The organism is Sphingomonas naphthae (genome assembly GCF_028607085.1).
GTDB classification, from domain to species: Bacteria; Pseudomonadota; Alphaproteobacteria; order Sphingomonadales; family Sphingomonadaceae; genus Sphingomonas_Q; species Sphingomonas_Q naphthae.
The window spans coordinates 3,687,870-3,705,300 of record NZ_CP117411.1; the positions used below are offsets into that span (position 1 = coordinate 3,687,870).

17 protein-coding genes are annotated in these 17,431 nt (G+C 67.2%); 15 read left to right on the forward strand and 2 right to left on the reverse strand.

Translation table 11 applies throughout. From position 1 onward, the window contains the following. The first annotated feature begins 11 nt into the window (after window positions 1-11). The 9 genes from PQ455_RS17820 to rutA all read left to right on the forward strand — a co-directional run bounded on the left by PQ455_RS17820 (window position 12) and on the right by rutA (window position 6,989). A complete protein-coding gene (locus PQ455_RS17820) occupies window positions 12-833 on the forward strand; it encodes a cytochrome c oxidase subunit 3 (protein ID WP_273687653.1) in 822 nt (273 codons plus the stop codon). A gap of 95 nt (window positions 834-928) precedes the next feature. After that, window positions 929-1,306: a DUF983 domain-containing protein gene (locus tag PQ455_RS17825; RefSeq protein ID WP_273687655.1), complete on the forward strand. Its 378-nt coding sequence runs from the start codon at window positions 929-931 to the stop codon at window positions 1,304-1,306. Next, window positions 1,303-1,950, forward strand: a complete 648-nt coding sequence (locus PQ455_RS17830) for an SURF1 family protein (RefSeq protein ID WP_273687656.1) — start codon at window positions 1,303-1,305, stop codon at window positions 1,948-1,950. Before PQ455_RS17825 ends, PQ455_RS17830 begins: the two co-directional genes overlap by 4 nt. A gap of 164 nt (window positions 1,951-2,114) precedes the next feature. After that, window positions 2,115-3,092 (forward strand): class II fructose-bisphosphatase, encoded by a 978-nt coding sequence (gene glpX, locus PQ455_RS17835; RefSeq protein WP_273687657.1) that lies wholly within the window; start codon window positions 2,115-2,117, stop codon window positions 3,090-3,092. 243 nt (window positions 3,093-3,335) lie between these two features. Beyond that, window positions 3,336-4,070 carry a pyrimidine utilization protein B gene (gene rutB, locus PQ455_RS17840; RefSeq protein WP_273687659.1) on the forward strand — a complete coding sequence of 245 codons (735 nt, stop codon included), beginning with the start codon at window positions 3,336-3,338 and terminating at the stop codon, window positions 4,068-4,070. Further along, window positions 4,067-4,573 (forward strand): hypothetical protein, encoded by a 507-nt coding sequence (locus PQ455_RS17845; RefSeq protein ID WP_273687660.1) that lies wholly within the window; start codon window positions 4,067-4,069, stop codon window positions 4,571-4,573. Before rutB ends, PQ455_RS17845 begins: the two co-directional genes overlap by 4 nt. 27 nt (window positions 4,574-4,600) lie before the next feature. After that, window positions 4,601-4,981, forward strand: a complete 381-nt coding sequence (rutC, locus tag PQ455_RS17850) for a pyrimidine utilization protein C (RefSeq protein ID WP_273687665.1) — start codon at window positions 4,601-4,603, stop codon at window positions 4,979-4,981. A gap of 88 nt (window positions 4,982-5,069) precedes the next feature. Next, window positions 5,070-5,927: a pyrimidine utilization protein D gene (gene rutD / locus PQ455_RS17855; protein WP_273687667.1), complete on the forward strand. Its 858-nt coding sequence runs from the start codon at window positions 5,070-5,072 to the stop codon at window positions 5,925-5,927. 3 nt (window positions 5,928-5,930) lie between these two features. Continuing rightward, window positions 5,931-6,989 carry a pyrimidine utilization protein A gene (gene rutA, locus PQ455_RS17860; RefSeq protein ID WP_273687669.1) on the forward strand — a complete coding sequence of 353 codons (1,059 nt, stop codon included), beginning with the start codon at window positions 5,931-5,933 and terminating at the stop codon, window positions 6,987-6,989. Between the two features lie 2 nt (window positions 6,990-6,991). On the opposite strand, the gene PQ455_RS17865 is transcribed toward rutA, so the two are convergent. Further along, window positions 6,992-7,897 (reverse strand): diacylglycerol/lipid kinase family protein, encoded by a 906-nt coding sequence (locus PQ455_RS17865; RefSeq protein WP_273687670.1) that lies wholly within the window; start codon window positions 7,895-7,897, stop codon window positions 6,992-6,994. 77 nt (window positions 7,898-7,974) lie between these two features. Between PQ455_RS17865 and hemB the strand changes: the two genes are divergently transcribed. Together hemB and PQ455_RS17875 are read left to right on the forward strand one after the other, a co-directional pair. Beyond that, window positions 7,975-8,967 (forward strand): porphobilinogen synthase, encoded by a 993-nt coding sequence (hemB, locus tag PQ455_RS17870; RefSeq protein ID WP_273687672.1) that lies wholly within the window; start codon window positions 7,975-7,977, stop codon window positions 8,965-8,967. A gap of 325 nt (window positions 8,968-9,292) precedes the next feature. After that, complete coding sequence (locus PQ455_RS17875; protein ID WP_273687674.1) at window positions 9,293-10,501, forward strand: glycosyltransferase; 1,209 nt, start codon at window positions 9,293-9,295, stop codon at window positions 10,499-10,501. 3 nt (window positions 10,502-10,504) lie between these two features. On the opposite strand, the gene PQ455_RS17880 is transcribed toward PQ455_RS17875, so the two are convergent. Beyond that, on the reverse strand, window positions 10,505-12,175 hold the full coding sequence (locus PQ455_RS17880) for an MFS transporter (protein ID WP_273687676.1): 1,671 nt from the start codon (window positions 12,173-12,175) through the stop codon (window positions 10,505-10,507). 316 nt (window positions 12,176-12,491) lie between these two features. Here PQ455_RS17880 and PQ455_RS17885 point away from each other — a divergent pair, with 316 nt between their 5' ends. The 4 genes from PQ455_RS17885 (at window position 12,492) to PQ455_RS17900 (ending at window position 17,421) form a co-directional block, all read left to right on the forward strand. After that, the gene (locus PQ455_RS17885; RefSeq protein WP_273687678.1) at window positions 12,492-13,319 is read left to right on the forward strand and encodes a helix-turn-helix domain-containing protein; all 828 of its coding nucleotides are present in this window, start codon (window positions 12,492-12,494) and stop codon (window positions 13,317-13,319) included. A 28-nt stretch (window positions 13,320-13,347) separates the two neighbouring features. After that, window positions 13,348-14,100, forward strand: coding sequence for an SDR family oxidoreductase (locus PQ455_RS17890; RefSeq protein WP_273687680.1), 753 nt, complete (start codon window positions 13,348-13,350; stop codon window positions 14,098-14,100). Between the two features lie 30 nt (window positions 14,101-14,130). Beyond that, entirely contained in the window at window positions 14,131-14,919 is a 789-nt protein-coding gene (locus tag PQ455_RS17895; RefSeq protein WP_273687682.1) for an SDR family NAD(P)-dependent oxidoreductase, read from the forward strand. A 201-nt stretch (window positions 14,920-15,120) separates the two neighbouring features. Beyond that, window positions 15,121-17,421, forward strand: a complete 2,301-nt coding sequence (locus PQ455_RS17900; protein ID WP_273687683.1) for a TonB-dependent receptor — start codon at window positions 15,121-15,123, stop codon at window positions 17,419-17,421. Window positions 17,422-17,431: the final 10 nt, after the last annotated feature.

Genomic DNA, 17,431 nt, shown 5'->3' on the forward strand with positions numbered 1-17,431 from the left:
AGGGACGAACCATGGCCGGTGCGAAGAACCACGATTATCATATCCTGCCGCCGAGCCCGTGGCCGTTCCTCGGCTCGGCCGCCGCGCTGCTGCTGGCCGTGGGTGGCATCCGCTACATGCACAGCATGGCGTTCGGCGGGACGACGCTGATCCTCGGCGTGCTCGCCATCCTCGGCGTGATGGCCGGCTGGTGGGGTCAGGTGATCCGCGAAGGCAAGCATGGCGATCATACGCCGGTGGTTCAGCTCCACTTCCGCTACGGCATGATCCTGTTCATCGCCTCCGAAGTGATGTTCTTCGTCGGCTGGTTCTGGTCGTGGTTCGATTTCTCGCTCTTCCCCTCGACGGCCGAGGCGGTGGGCGGCGTGTGGCCGCCCAAGGGGATCGAGGTGATCGATCCCTTCCACTTCCCGCTGCTCAACACGCTGATCCTGCTCTGCTCGGGCACCACCGTGACCTGGGCGCACCACGCGCTGATCCACAATGATCGCAAGGGCCTCATCAACGGCCTGTGGTGCACGATCATCCTGGGCCTCGTGTTCAGCTGCATCCAGGCCTATGAATATGCCCACGCTCCGTTCGCGTTTAAGGGCCTGAACTATGGCGCGGCCTTCTTCATGGCGACCGGCTTCCACGGCTTCCACGTCATCGTCGGCACGATCTTCCTGATCGTCTGCCTGGTGCGCGCCTATAAGGGCGATTTCACCCCGAAGGCCCATTTCGGCTTCGAGGCGGCCGCCTGGTACTGGCATTTCGTCGACGTGGTGTGGCTCTTCCTCTTCCTCTCCATCTACATCTGGGGCGGCTGGGGCGCGACGATCCACGCGGGTTAAGCGGCATGGCGGCCTCCGGGTCGCTCGGCTAAGGCGTTCACGGCCGGTTCGCCTTCGGGCGGGCCGGCCGTCCTCGTTTCGGAGTAAGGCGTGCCATGCCCATCGCTGTCGAGCCGCCGCCCGCCTCCTGCGGCATCAAGGGCATCTGCCCGCGCTGCGGCGCCAGGACGCTGTACGACGGGCTGCTCGCCTTCGCGCCGCGCTGCACGGCGTGCGGGCTGGATTTCTCCGGCTTCAACGTGGGGGACGGGCCGGCCGCCTTCCTGACGACGATCATCGGCACGCTCGTCTGCATCGGCGCGATCGCGCTGGCGTTGACGGTGAACCCGCCGCTCTGGGTCCACGCCCTGCTGTGGGTGCCGATCGCCACCGTCGCCACGATCGGATCGCTGCGCGTCACCAAGGGCTGGCTGCTCGCGCTGGAATATCGCAACGCCGCGCGTGAAGGGCGGATCGCGGGGAACGAGCCATGATCCTGCGCCGCGCCGCCCGCCTGCCCTTGCTGCCCACCGTCATCGTCGCGCTGGCGGTGGGGGCGATGATCGCGCTCGGCCTGTGGCAGCTGCGCCGCGCCGAGTGGAAGGAGGCGCTGCTCGTCCTCTACACGCAGAACAGCCGGCGCCCGGCGGTCACCTTCCCGCTGGTCGGCGACGAATCCTACCTGTTCCGCCGCTCCTCGCTGATGTGTCTCGAGGCGAGCGGCTGGACGATCGAATCGGGCATCAACCGCGCCGGCCAATCCGGCTGGCGCCACCTCGCCCGCTGCCGCACCGGGATCGAGGGGCCGGGCGCGCTGGTCGATCTCGGCTGGTCGAAGGGCTTCGACGTGAAGCCGGCGTGGGGCGGGGGCCGCATCACCGGATCGATCGCCAGCAAGCCCGATCACCGCAGCCTGATCGCGTCCTTCACCGGCGAGAAAGCCGAACCCGGCCTGATGCTCATCGCCGACCAGGCCGCGCCGGGGCTGGAACCCAGCGGCCGCCCCTCGGTGGCGGATATCCCCAACAACCATCGCGCCTATGCCGTGCAATGGTTCATCTTCGCCGCGCTGGCGGTGGTGATCTATGGCATCGCGCTCAGGCGGCGGGGCAACAAGCGCACCGTTCGTGCTGAGTAGCCGCTTCGACAAGCTCAGTCCCTACTCAGGGCGAACGGATAAGGGGAACGGCCGTCCTCCAAATCCCGCGTTCCCACCCTTTCGGCGGCGATCCATTCTCGACAATGTCACCTTGGCGACCTATCGCCGGTGACGCTCACGAACAGACTAAGGATGGCGGCGATATGGTGCAGGCTTCGAAGGCGCTCGATCGGGTACTCGTGCTCGAAATGGTCCGCGTGACCGAGGCCGCCGCCATCGCCGCCTCCACCCTTGTCGGCCGTGGCGACGAGAAGGCCGCCGATCATGTCGCGGTGGAAGCCATGCGCGCCGCCTTCAACGAGCTGGACTTCGACGGCACCGTCGTGATCGGCGAGGGCGAGCGCGACGAGGCGCCGATGCTCTACATCGGCGAAAAGGTCGGCAAGGCGAGCCCCGGCAGCCCCAAGATCGACATCGCGCTCGATCCGCTGGAAGGCACCACCCTCACCGCCAAGGCCTTCCCCAACGCGCTCGCCGTGCTGGCGATCGCCGAGGAGGGCGGGCTGCTCAACGCGCCCGACGTCTATATGGACAAGCTCGCGATCGGGCCGGGCTACGAGGCCGGCCTCGTCAGCCTCGACAAGAGCCCCAGCGAGAACGTCAAGGCGCTGGCCGCCGCCAAGGGCGTGAAGCCCGACGAGATCATGGCCTGCGTGCTCGATCGCCCGCGCCACGAGAAGATGATCGCCGAACTGCGCGCCACCGGCTGCGGCATCGTGCTGATCCCGGACGGCGACGTGGCGGGCGTGATCGCGGTCACCAACCCCGACACGACGATCGACATCTACATGGGATCGGGCGGGGCGCCGGAAGGCGTGCTGGCGGCGGCCGCGCTCAAGTGCGTCGGCGGCCAGTTCCAGGGCCGGCTCCTCTTCCGTAACGACGACGAGAAGAGCCGCGCCGCCAAGTGGGGCGTCACCGATCTCGACCGGATCTACAATCTCGACGATCTCGTCCCCGGCGACGCGATCTTCGCCGCGACCGGCGTGACCGACGGGTCGCTGCTGGAAGGCGTGAAGCGCCTCAAGGGCGGCTGCATGACAACCGAGAGCGTCGTGATGCGCGCCTCGTCGGGCACGGTGCGCTGGGTGAAGGGCGAGCACGGCAAGGGCAAGTGCTGATCGCGCGGGGCGGCTGACGCCGCCCCGAACCTTGGCCGTCGCCCCGGCGCAGGCCGGGGCCTCCGGCGGTGCGCGCATCGGGCTCACCGAGGCGCGACCGTCGCATTTCTGTTAGCGCGCTACCAGCCTCCCGAGGCCCCGGCCTGCGCCGGGGCGACGCGGCAGCCTGGCGCGCCGCCGCACCCGACATTGACAGCCGCGCGCCGCCTCGCCACCCTCGCCTTTTAGGGATGGGGCGCGAACATGGCCGAAGCATCTCCCGTGATCGTCGAGCGGCCGGGGCAGGCCGCGACCCGCAGCGTCGTGCTGCCCGCCCGGCCCGAGCCGATCCGCGTCTCGGCGGACGACACCGCGATCGTCGTGATCGACATGCAGAACGCCTATGCCAGCGAGGGCGGATACGTCGATCTGGCGGGCTTCGACATTTCCGGCGCGCGCGGCACGATCGGGGCGATCACCAAGGTGCTGGAAACCGCGCGCGGCGCGGGGATGCCGGTCATCTACCTGCAAAACGGCTGGGACGCCGACTATGTCGAGGCGGGCGGCCCCGGTAGCCCGAATTGGCACAAGTCCAATGCGCTCAAGACGATGCGCGCCCGGCCCGAGCTGAAGGGGCAGCTGCTGGCGCGCGGCGGCTGGGATTATGAGCTGGTCGATGCGCTGGCGCCGCAGCCCGGCGACATCCGCCTCCACAAGACGCGCTATTCGGCCTTCTTCAACAGCCAGCTCGATAGCGTGCTGCGCGCGCGCGGTATCAGGATGATCGTGTTCGTCGGCATCGCCACCAACGTCTGCGTCGAATCGACGCTGCGCGACGGCTTCCACCTCGAATATTTCGGCATCATGCTGGAGGATGCGACCCACCACCTCGGCCCGCCCGCGATGCAGGAGGCGACCGTCTACAATGTCGAGAAATTCTTCGGCTGGGTCGCCACGGTGAACGATTTCTGCGGCGCCATCGGCCAGATGCCCGAATGAGCGGATCGGCTGTTCGTCTCGTCGCTATCGGGGCGGCGCTGGTCGTTGCCGGGCCGGCCGAGGCGGTGGATAACACGTTGCCTGGCGCCTGCGCGTTCGTCGCCCATCTCTATACGATTTTGCCGGCGGCCGGGCGTGACATGACGCCTTACGCACCGCCTTTGCGTGCGCTGATGGCGCGCGATGCGGCCTATTCCGAGACGTCGGGCGATGTGGGGGCGCTCGACGCCATGCCACTGTGCGACTGTCAGGACATGGCGGCGGATTATCGCGTGACGACCCTACGCGCCACGGCGCCCGCCCGGAACCGGGCTACCGTCGTCGTGTCTCTGCGTAACGGCGGGATCCGACGGTTCCGCCTCGATCTGTCGTGGGGCGGCAAGGAATGGCTGGTCGAGGACATCCATGGCCCCACCATCCCCAGCCTTCTCGCCCATCTGACCCGTGAGGTGCCCGCCGAGGAGGCCCGCTTGCGGCAGCAATCGAAGCGCCGCACATCCTGAAATCACAGACCCATCCGAGGACCATCCATGCCCTTCGAGCCGATCAACCCGCCGCAATTCCCCACCCCGATCGCGCCATACTCGGCCGGGGCGAAGGCGGGGAATGTCGTCTATGTCTCGGGCGTGCTGGCGCTGGGCGAGGGCGGGGTAGTGCTGCATGTCGGCGATGCGGCGGCGCAGACGCGGGCCGTGCTGGAGGTCATCAAGACCACCTTGGAGGCGGCCGGGGCGACGATGGCGGATGTGGCGATGAACCACATCTTCCTGAAGGATCTGGCCGATTATGCCGCGTTCAACGCGGTCTATGCGGAGTATTTTCCGGGCGCCAAGCCCGCGCGCTATTGCATCAAGACAGAGCTGGTGAAGCCCGACTGCCTCGTCGAGATGGCCAGCGTCGCGCATCTGTGAGGATGGCGCGGGTCCGGCCTTTTAGTCGTCATCGCGAGCGTAGCGTGGCGATCCAGTCGCGACGCTGGTTGCTTGAGGCGAGGCTGGATTGCTTCGCTACCCTCGCAATGACGAAGCGGGCCATCCGCGCATGATCGCCGGGCTGCACTACGAACTTGGCGGGCGGGAGGACGGCCCGGTGGTGCTGTTCTCCTCCGGGCTCGGCGGATCGGGCGGCTATTGGGCGCCCAACCTGCCCGCCTTCGCCCGCGATTATCGCACCCTCACCTACGATCAGCGCGGCACCGGCCGGTCGGATCGCGTGCTTCAGGATCCGTTGTCGATCGAGGCGATGGCGGACGATATCCTTGCCCTGCTCGACGGGCTCGGCATCGAAAAGGTCCATCTCGTCGGCCATGCGCTGGGCGGGATCATCGGCCTCGCGCTGGCGCTGAAGGCGCCCGAGCGGCTCGACAAACTGGTCGTCATCAACGGCTGGGCGACGCCCGATCCGCATCTGCTGCGCTGTTTCGAAACGCGGCTGGCGCTGCTGGCGGATAGTGGCCCGCGCGCCTTCCTGCGCGCCCAGCCGATCTTCCTCTACCCCGCCACCTGGATCTCGCAGAACAGCGCGCAGATCGAGGCGGAGGAGCCGCACCATCTGGCGGCGATGCCCACCCCCGCCGCGATCGCCCGGCGCATCCAGGCGCTGCTCGCGTTCGACAGCTCGGCCCGGCTGCGCGACATTCCCCACCCCGTGCTGGCGGTGGCGGCGGCGGACGACATGCTGACCCCGGCCACCACCTCGGCCCGTCTCGCCGAGGGGCTGCCCCATGGCAAGCTCGTGACGATGCCGTGGGGCGGCCACGCCTGCAACATCACCCATCCCGCGCATTTCGACCGGCTGGTGCTGGATTTCCTCCGCATCGCCGCCCCGCGCAGACAACGTTTCAAGGGAGTGTCCTGAACCATGCAGGTCGGCGTTTTCGTGCCCATCAACAACAATGGCTGGCTGATCTCGGAGAATGCGCCGCAGTACAAGCCGAGCTTCGACCTGAACAAGGAGATCGCGATCCGCGCCGAAAAGCACGGCCTCGATTTCCTGCTCTCGATGATCAAGCTGCGCGGCTTCGGCGGGAAGACCGAATTCTGGGAATATGGGCTGGAGAGCTTCACCCTGATGGCCGGGCTGGCGGCGGTGACGGAGAAGATCAAGATCTTCGCCACCTGCCCGACGCTCGTCATCCCGCCGGCCTTCGCCGCGCGGATGTGCAACACGATCGATTCGATCAGCCACGGCCGCTTCGGGCTCAACCTCATCACCGGCTGGCAGCCGCCCGAATATACCCAGATGGGCCTGTGGCCGGGCGACGAGCATTTCCGCAGCCGCTACAAGGTGCTCGACGAATATGCCCACATCCTGCGCGAGCTGTGGGAAACCGGCACGTCGGACTTCAAGGGGCAATATTACCAGATGGACGATTGCCGCGTGTGGCCGAAGCCCACAGCGGACATGAAGATCATCTGCGCGGGCTCGTCGGACGAGGGCCTCGCTTTCTCGGCCAAATGGGCGGATTATGCCTTCTGCCTCGGCAAGGGCGTCAACACGCCGACCGCCTTCGCCTTCAACAACGACCGGCTGGCCAAGGCGACGGCGGTGACGGGCCGCGATGTGTCGGTCTTCGTCCTCATCATGGTGATCGCCGCCGAGACCGACGAGGAGGCCATGGCCAAGTGGAAGAGCTATAACGACGGGGTCGATATCGACGCCATATCGTGGCTCGCCGAACAGGGCGCCAAGGACAAGGTCAACACCGACACCAATGTCCGCCAGTTGGCCGCACCCGAAGGGGCGGTGAACATCAATATGGGCACATTGGTGGGCAGCTACGAAAGCGTCGCGCGGATGCTGGACGAAATGGCCGAGGTGCCGAACACCGGCGGCGTGCTGCTCACCTTCGACGATTTCGTCGAAGGGGTGGAGAATTTCGGGACGCGGATCCAGCCGCTGATGAGGAGCCGGCGGTAGTATCAGACCGGACAATCCTCCTGCTCATCCCGTGGCGCCGCGACCTCGATCACGCCGCGCGCCACCTTGGCCGTCACCGGCGTGTTGACGGTCACCTCGCCGTCGATCGAGATGGGGAGCGGCGGGATGGTCTCGATCCGCATTTCCCGGCCGCGATATTCGACGACCGTGTCCTTCATGCTGCGGTGGCGCAGGATCGCGAGCAGCCAGCTCCACGCCAGGCGGCGCTTCACCTTGCCGACGACGACCTGCACCACGATCTCGCCGCTGTCGACCTGCGCGTCGACCAGTTCGGTGCCGCCATGATAGGCGCCGTTGGCGATTCGCACCTCGAGCGCCTCGGTCTCGCTGCGGGTATGGCCGTCGTCAACGATCAGGTGGAAGGGCTTGAAGCGGAAGGACTGGATCGCCGCCCAGGTGAGATAGCCGGGCCGCCCGGCGACCTTCTTCAGATTGTGCGGCACCGTCTGCGCGATGAGCGGCGAGATGCCGATCGCGGCGCAATTGGCGTAATAATCGCCGTCGATCATGCCGAGATCGATGCGGCGGCGCTGGCCGGTCGCGATCACGTCGATCGCGCCATCGATGTCGAGCGGGATGCACAAAGATCGGGCGAAGCTGTTGGCGGTGCCGAACGGCAGCAGCGCGAAGACGCAATCGGTGCCGACCAGATAATCGACCGAGGAGGAAAGCGATCCGTCGCCGCCGCCGACGATCACCATCGGCGCGCCGTCCGCCACGGCCTGCTTGACGGTGGGCACCAGCTGGTCGGGATCGGTCAACGCGTGGGTGGCGATCAGGTCGATGCCCGCCGCCTTCAGCTTGGTGCACGCCTCGCGGAACAGCTTCTGCCCGCGCCGCGCCTTGGCGTTGACGATCAGGACGGCGGAGCGGGGCAGATCGGACATGGTGACGGTAACGCAACAATCGCGCTTTGGTCCCGCATGCTCGACAAAATCGGGGGCGGGGGCGTAGGGCGGCAGGCATGACCGCCAGCTTCCCCGCCCTCCGCCTCCGCCGTACCCGCCGCACCGCCTGGAGCCGGGCGATGGTCGCCGAGACACATCTGTCGCCCGCGAACCTCATCTGGCCCCTGTTCGTGACCGAGGGGCGCGACGTGGAGGAGCCGATCGCGACCCTGCCCGGCGTGTCGCGCTGGTCGATCGACCGGGTGGGCGCGCGCGCGAAGGAAGCCGAGGCGCTCGGCATCCCGTGCATCGCGCTGTTCCCCAACACGCCGCGCGAACTGCGGACCGAGCGGGGTGAGGAAGCGCTCAATCCCAACAATCTGATGTGCCGCGCGATCCGGGCGATCAAGGATGCGGCGCCGGGCGTGGGGATCCTCACCGACGTGGCGCTCGACCCTTATACGGCGCACGGGCACGACGGGCTGGTGGACGCGGCCGGTTACGTCCTCAACGACGAGACGAGCGAACTGCTGGTCGAGCAGGCGCTGGTGCAGGCGCGGGCGGGGGCGGATATCGTGGCGCCGTCGGACATGATGGACGGGCGGGTCGGCGCGATCCGCGCGGCGCTGGAGGGCGAGGGGCTCGGCCATGTCCAGATCATGGCCTATGCCGCCAAATATGCCTCGGCCTTCTACGGCCCGTTCCGCGACGCGGTGGGCTCGCGTGGGCTGCTCAAGGGCGACAAGCGCGGTTACCAGATGGACCCGGCCAATGCCGAGGAAGCGCTGCGCGAGGTGGCGCTCGATCTGGCTGAGGGCGCGGACAGCGTGATGGTGAAGCCTGGGCTGCCCTATCTCGACATCGTCGCCCGCGTGAAGGCGCGGTTCGAGGTGCCGGTGTTCGCCTATCAGGTGTCGGGCGAATATGCGATGATCGAGGCGGCGGTCGCGGCGGGCGCGGGCGATCGCGACGCGCTGGTGCTGGAGACGCTGATGGCCTTCCGCCGCGCCGGCTGTTCGGGCGTGCTGACCTATCATGCGGCGCATGCGGCGCGACTGATGCGGGGCTGATCGCAGCCGGTTAACCATTCCGCATTTATTGCATAATATGTGACGGCCCGGCTGTGGCCCCGCACGTCGCGTGGCGTCTTCGCAGAGAAGGGGACGGGGCGACATGCGGACCAGTGGGGCGGCCATCATGGGGTCGGAGGCGACTTATCCCCCGATTTTGCACCCAATCCCATCCATAATGGAGCAAATCATTCGCCCGGCGGTTGACCGTGCGGCGGCTCTGCGCCTGCATCCAAGGCACTGGCTCATCCGGGAACATCGTGCCTCGCACCTGCATTCCATGTCTGCCCTCGCTCCGCGAGACAGAGAGCGGGTGGAGCGCAAATTGAGCATTTTGCACATAATTGCATCCGCCGATCCGGCCGATGGCGGCCCGATCGAGGCGATCCGCCGGCAGGAGGAAGCGACCGGCGCGGGGGCACCCGACGCGCCGTTGCGCGAACTGGTGACGCTCGACCGGCCCGACGCGCCCTTCCTCGCCGACTTCCCGATCCCGATCCACGCGCTCGGCCGCCCCGGCGCCAAAAAGGTGACGGGCTGGCGCCATCCGTTCGATCGGTTGCGCTATTCGCCCGATTACGTGCCGTGGCTGCGCGCCAACATCCATCGCTTCGATGCGGTGGTGGTGCATGGCCTGTGGAATTATTCGGTCTTCGCCGCCTCGCGCGTGCTGCCGGGATCGGGCGTGCCCTATTTCGTCTTCACCCACGGCATGATGGACCCCTATTTCCGGCGGCAATATCCGCTCAAGCATGTCGCCAAGCAGGCGCTGTGGCTGGGTGCCGAGGGACGGCTGCTGGAGGGCGCGTCGAGCGTATTCTTCACTTGCGAGGAGGAACGCCGCCTCGCCCGCACCTCCTTCTTCGGGCATCGTTATCGCGAGACGGTGGTAGGCTTCGGCACGGCCGAGCCGCCGGCCGCCGACCCGACCGACGGCGCGGCGCTGGAGGAGGCCGTGTCGGGTCTCGACGGCTCGCCCTTCCTGCTGTTCCTCAGCCGCATCCATCCCAAGAAGGGCTGCGACGATCTGATCGCGGGTTTCGCCAGGGTCGCCGGGATGCGACCCGAACTGAAGCTGGTGGTCGCCGGGCCGGACGCGACCAACTGGCGGCCCGCGCTGGAGGCGCGGGCGGCGGCGGCGGGTGTCGCGCATCGCATCCTGTGGCCGGGTCCGCTCTACGACCAGGCGAAATGGGCGGCGATGCGCGCGGCCGAAGCCTTCATCCTGCCCTCGCATCAGGAGAATTTCGGCATCGCCGTGGCGGAGGCGCTGGCCTGCGCCACGCCGGTGCTCATCACCGATCAGGTCAATATCTGGCGCGAGATCGACGAGGCCGGCGCGGGTTTCATCACGAGTGACGATGTCGGCGGGGTTGCCCGCGTGTTGCGGCGCTGGTTTGCACTGGACGAGGCCAAGCGCGCGGAGATGCGCGCGGCGGCGCGGCATCTGTTCATCGATCGCTTCAGCGTGGCGGAGACGGCGCCGCAATTGCTGCGCACGATGGCGGCGATGGCGGGCCACGCCCGCATCTGACTTTCAGGGGGAGATGAGGCCGATCGCGGTATCGTTGCGTGGATCTGGCGTCTCGGCCCGCCAGCGCACCGACCCCAGCGGGCGCTCGAGACGGCGGCGGACGCGGCCCGGCCCAGTCAGGCTGTTGTAGCGATCGGCTACCGCCTGGATCGTGCGATCGGCATGGGTGAAGCGGGTGCGCTGGCGGAGATAATCCTGCCACGTGGGGAAATGAAATCGCTCGGTCCATAGCGCCGCATCGGCGATGTCGCGGGCGATCGACCAGTCGAACGCACCGTTGCGCAGCCGTACCCCCTGTAGGCCCAACATCGCATCATAGAAGATGCGTGCTTCGTCCGGATCGACGCGATAGTCGATCTCGACGATCACCGGGCCGCTGCGGGCGGTGATCGCCAGCGCCACCTCGGGCTCGTGGCTGATCTCGACGATGCCGGTGTCGTCGCCCATCGGCTTGGCGATGGGGATGACGAGGCCCAGCAGCGGCAGCAGGAGCATGCCGACGCCGGAGCCCATCAGGGCGATGCCGACGCCGTGGTCGGCGGTGACGGCGCCCCAGGCCCAAGATCCGAAGGCGATGCCGCCGGTCAGCGAGGATTGATACCAGGCGAGCGAGCGCGCCGCGACCCAGCGTGGTACGGAGAGCTGCACCGAGACGTTGAGCATCGAGATGGTCAGCATGCTCGCCGCGCCGGCGATGGCGAGCGCGGCGGCGGTGAGCAGCAGATGATGGCTGAGCCCCGCGACCACCGCCATCGCCCCCATCACCGCCATGGCGATACGGACGGCGGCCTCGGGCGAAAGCCGCTCGCGCACGTCGCTCACCATCAGCGCGCCGCCGACCGAGCCGATCCCGGTCGCGCCCAGCAGAAGGCCGTAGGTGCCGGCATTGCCGTGGAGCAGATCGCGCGCGACGAGCGGGGTCAATGCGGCGATGCCGGCGCTCATCGTGCCGAAGGCGGCGGCGCGCACCATCACCACCCTCACCGAAGGGGCATGGAGGGCGTAGCGCAGGCCGGAGACGATCGCCCGGTGAAGCCGCTCGGGCGGCAGGCGTGGAGTCGCGTGCTGACGCCGCCATAAATAGAAGGCGCCCAGCAGCGGCAGGTACATCAGCGCATTGGTGGCGAAGGCGGCCTTCGCCCCGAAGGCGAGCACGACCGCGCCGCCCACCGCCGGGCCGAAACTGCGCGCGATATTGTAGCTGACCGCGCCCAGCGAGACCGCCGCCGGCAGATGGGCGGCCGGCACCTGCTCGCTGATCGAACTCTGCCAGGCCGGGCTGTAGAGCGCCACGCCGCCACCGATCAGGAAGCAGAAGGCGAGCAGCACCCATGGGCCGGCGAGGCCGAGCGTCGCCAGCACGGTCAGCGTCGCGGCGGCCAGGGTGGAGAAGGCGAGGCCGGCCATGGCGATCTTGCGGCGATCGAACATGTCGGCGATGGCGCCGGCGGGCACCGCGACCAGCATCAGCGGCAGCATCAAGGCGGTCTGCACCAGCGCCACCATCTCGGGCGAGGCGAGCCGCGTCATCTCCCACGCCGCCGCGACGCCCAGCACGAGCTGGCCGAAGTTCGACAGGACGCTGGCCGACCAGATGCTGCGGAAGGTCTTGTCGCGCAGCGGCTGGAGCGCGGCCCAGCCCGTCGTCGATTGCCCGTGCGCGGCGTCGCCCATGCCGTCCCCTCTTGCGTCTTTGCACCGGACCTATCGCCGCCGCAGGACGATGGCCAGTTCCGTCGCCAAATGTTGCCTGCAAAACGTGCGGGCGTTACGAACCGAAAGATATTACTTTCATAGTATAACCCTATGCAATTTAGACATACCGATCATGTTGCAATTCAAAAGAAAAGTCGGTTTTTCATTCGGCTAATTGAATACTTCAGCATGTTGAATATCGATCGCTATCGGGCTGCGATTAGTCTCAAAAATGGCCAATCCGTCCGAAAAATTGGCGGCATTCTTGTTGACTCTCTCCAGGGGTTCCGTGAGCATGCCGGAAAAGATGGAGGAGATGATGGCGATGCTCAGGAAGCCGGCGAAGGCGAAAGCCGCACAACGCGTGATCGAGGTTCTCGATTTTTTCGACGAGCAGCACCGGCAGGCGTCCGTGATGGACATCGCCCGGAAGTATAATCGCCCGCAGTCCAGCACGTCCGAGCTGCTGGCGAGTCTCGTCGATCTCGGCCTGCTCTACAAGGATGCCGCCTCGCGCTCCTACACGCTCACGCCGCGCGCCGCGATCATCGGATCGCTGTCGCAGCCGCGCCTCGTTCGGGACGGCTCGCTGGCGCGGCTGGTCGACGATCTGCGCAGCCAGACGGGCCATGGCGTGGTGGTGATCGGCATGGTCGGCCCCAACGCGCAGCTCTTCCGCTGGAAGCCGGGCGTGGTGTCGCAGGAAGCTGTGCCGGGCAGTGGGCTGGCGGGCGGCGCGCAGGATCGCCTCTGTTCCACCGCGGCCGGCTGGCTGCTGCTCTCGACCCTGCCGACCCAGCGCCGCGAAGGGCTGCTGCGCCGGCTGAACGCAGAGGCCGCCGACGAGGACAAATTCCACCACGGCGAGATGAGCGCCCGGATCGAGGAATGCGGCCGCCAGGGCTTCGCGATCGGCCCGGCGGGCTTCGGCGAGGATGCCTCGCTGGTCACGATCCTGCTGCCGGGCGAGCCGCATGACCGGCCGATGGCGATCGGTTTTGTCTATCGCCCGTCCGACATGATCGACGCCAAGGCGCTGGCCGCCGTGCTGCAACGATCGGTGCAGCATCGCATGACGGCGGCGAGCGATATCGGCGCGCTCTCGATCGCCAACGCGGCCTGATCTTCACGCCGCGATCTCGGGGGACGGAATGACGACATCTCTGGCGGGCCGCGTGGCCCTGGTGACCGGCGCCTCGTCGGGCATCGGCGCGGCGGCGGCGCTCGCCCTGGCCGAAGCGGGCGCGCGCGTCGCCATGTCGGCGCGGCGCGGCGACCGGCTGGCGGCGCTGGTCGCGCGGATCGAGGCGGCCGGGGGCGAGGCGCTCGCCATCACCAGCGACGTCGCCGACGAGGCCTCGGCGACAGGCGCGGTCGAGGCGACGATCGCGCATTTCGGGCGGATCGACATCCTCGTCAATTCGGCGGGCATCATCCAGGCAGGCGGGATCGAGGGCACCAATCTCGACGAATATCGCCGGGTGATGGACGTAAATCTGATGGGCACGGTCTATAGCTGCCGCGCGGCGATCCCGGCGATGAAGGCGCAAGGGTTCGGCGACATCATCAACATCTCGTCGCAGGCGGGGCGCAAGTCGGCGTCGGTGTTCAACGCCTATTCGGCCAGCAAGCATGCGCTGAATTCGATGTCGGACGCGATGCGGCAGGAAGTCGGCCAATCCGGCATCCGCGTCTGCGTGCTGATGCCGGGCGCCACCAGCACCGATGTCGCCGACGGGATGAGCGATCCGGCGATGCGCGACATGATGAAGGCGCACGTCACCAAGGACGGCGCGGTGTCGCCCGCCGAGATCGCCGCCGGCGTGGTGTTCGTCGCCGCCCTGCCGCCGCATGTGAACGTCGATCTCTTCTCCATCCGCCCGACGATCGACACCTCCGCCTGACCCAAAGGCACTCCGGCACGAAGGATCGGTATGCGACTGAAGGACAAGATCGCCGTCATCACCGGCGCGGGATCGGGCATGGGCCGCGCGATGGCGCAATTGTTCGCGGCCGAAGGCGCGCGGCTGGTGCTGGCCGATATCAGCGGCGGGCAGAATGCGGTGGCCGAGGCAATCGGCGCGGCGGCGATCGCGGTCCACGCCGATGTCGCGGTCGAGAGTGACGTTCAGGCGATGATCGCCACCGGCGAGGCGAAATTCGGGCGGATCGACGTGCTGTGCAACAATGCCGGCTTCGGCGGCGGCATGGCCCCGCTCCACGAACAGACGACCGAGGCGTGGGATCGGGTGCATTCGGTCAATCTGCGCGGCGTGTTCTTCGGGATGAAGCATGGCGTGATCTCCATGCTGAAGACGGGCGGCGGATCGATCGTGAACACCACCTCGGCCTCGGGCATCGTCGGCTGGAAGGGACACAGCATCTATGGCGCGGCCAAGGCCGGGGTGAACCATCTCACCAGGGCGGCCGCGCTCGATTATGCCGCCGATGGCATACGGGCGAACGCCGTCGCGCCCGGCACGATCTGGACCGGGCTGGTGCCCGCCTCGCGTGAGTATCCCGTGCCGCCTCCGGGCGCGCGCCGCCTGCCCGGCATCCCGATCGACCGCTGGGGCCTCGCCACCGAGATCGCCTCGGCCGCCTTGTTCTTCGCCAGCGACGAATCGGCCTATGTCACCGGCACGGTGCTGCCGGTCGATGGGGGATATTCGATCGGTTTTTCCGGCATGGGCGCGGCCCATTCGGGCGTTTCGGAGGGCTGATCGTCCGGCTGTTCGCCCCGGCGATATCGCGGCCGCGGACCATCTTTGGACTGCCTCCCACGGCGCCGGCAGCATAGGGTTGAAATGGCTTTCGTTTCGGATGCGTCTATAACCACGTCATCCGGGGCGACGGATCAAGCACACACAGCGCCACCGGGTGGACCCCGCATAAAAACAGGGCGCGATTTTGGGGAGAATGACATGACCGGCATTGCCGTCGACCGTTCGCGCGTCCGCCACGCCATCGCCGCCAAGGCCTTGCTGCGCCTGGGTGTCGCCGTCGCCACCATCACCGCATCGGGCACGGGCTGGGCGCAGACGGCGCGCCCGGCGCCCACGCCACAGGCCGAACCGGACCCGACCACCGAGATCGTCGTCACCGCGCAGCGCCGCGCCGAGCGGCTCGAGAATGTGCCGATGTCGGTGACGGCCATCAACAGCGCGATCATCGAGCGGGCCGGCGTGTCCGATCTGCGCGACATCGGCAAGATCGCCTCGGGCGTGCAGGTCAACCTGTCGGGCGCCTTCACCCAGCCCGCCATTCGCGGCGTCACCACGCTCATCAACGGCAACGGCACCGAGAATAACGTCGCCATCTATGTCGATGGTTTCTACGAGCCCAACACCGTCGCGATCGGCATGGAACTGGCCAATCTGGCGGGCATCGAGGTGCTGAAGGGGCCGCAGGGCACGCTCTACGGCCGCAACGCCACCGGCGGCGCGATCCTCGTCAACACGCTGGCCCCCTCGGCCACCTTCACCGGCAAGGCCGACATCAGCTACGCCACCTTCGACGACAAGCGCGCCAGCGCCTTCGTGTCGGGGCCGCTGAGCGACGCCATCCGCTTCAGCGTGGCGGGCTCCTACCGCAAGCGCGACGGCTATCTGAAGCTGGTCGATCCCAATGCCGCCGGCCAGTTCGTCGGCCATTCCAACGGCGTGTCGCAGCGGGCGGTGCGCACCAAGCTGGAAGTCGATCTGACGAGCAATCTCGTCGCGACCTTGGCCTATAATTATTCCTATTCGAACGACACCAGCGGGCACGTCTATACGCCTTACACCTATGTGCCGAGCTTCATCCCCGGCCCGCCGCGCCGCGCGACCCGGCTGGGTGAGGTCTCCCACGACACCGATCCGAAACTCGCGAATACCACGCATCAGGGCACGCTGAAGGTGCGGCTGGACACGGGCTTCGGCAACGTCACGACCTATACCGGCTACACCAGCCGCAAGGATCGCTCGGTTCTCGACTTCGACGGCACCTACAGCGCGATCTCGACGCTGATTTCCGATTTCGACCAGGATACCTGGCAGCACACCGTCGACGTCAACGTCACGAGCATCGATCGGCTGAACCTGATCGTCGGCGGCAATTATTATCACGATTATACGCGGTCGCCGGACGATTCGGGCACGCTGAACCTCGGCACCAACAACACGCTGACCGCGATCGCGAAGGCCGGGTCGAAGACGAAGGCCTATTCCTTCTACGCCGACGCCACCTATTCGCTGACCGACGCGCTGAGCCTCAACGTCGGCGGCCGCTACAGCCATGACGTGAAGACGATCGACTATCGCGCGCAGACCGGCGCCGGCGTGGTGACCTTCGTGCCGACGCACAAGGAAGCGACGTTCCAGAAGTTCACGCCGCGCGCCTCGATCCGCTACGAGCTGGCGCCGCGCACCAACGTCTATGCGTCGATCTCGCGTGGTTTCCGCAGCGGATCGTACAATCTGGGCGGGGCCGGTTCGCCCGCGCTGCTCACCAACACGAAGCCCGAGACGATCACCGCCTACGAAATCGGCTTCAAGACGGCGCGCCGGCTGGTCCGCTTCGACATCGCCGGCTTCTATTATGATTACAAGGATTTGCAGGTGTCGGTGGCGTTGCCGAACCTGAACTGCCCGGCCGGCACGACCTGCGTGCCGATCCCGCAATTCGCCAACGCGCCCAAGGCCGAAATCTATGGCATCGACGGCAAGATCGACATCAATCCGTCCTCGCGCCTCAATTTCGGGATCGGCGCGGCATGGCTGCACGCCCGCTACAAGGATTTCGCGACCGCGACCGGCCTCGGCCTCAACGCGGCGACCGGGCTCAACGTCACCCAGTCGCAGGACTGGAAAGGCCAGCAGATGGCGCGGGCGCCCGATTTCACCGTCAATGTCAGCAGCGCCTACACCGTGCCGGTCGCGGGCGGCGCGCTGATGCTGAGCTCCAATCTCGCGTTCAGCGACAGCTATGTGATCTCCAACCCGTCGCTCTACGGGCCGCTGGCCGGCGCCTTCGCCAACAAACAGCGCTATCGGCAGGAGGCGTTCACCCTGATCGGCGGCAACGCCACCTGGACGGACGCCTCCAAGCATTTCTCGCTCGGCGTGTTCGGCACCAACCTGACCAACAAGCGCTACCGCGTGACCTATAATGGCGCGGCGCTGGGCGATTACAGCGCGATGGGCATGCCGCGCCAGATCGGGGTGCGAGCCGGCTATAAGTTCTGATCCGCTTTTC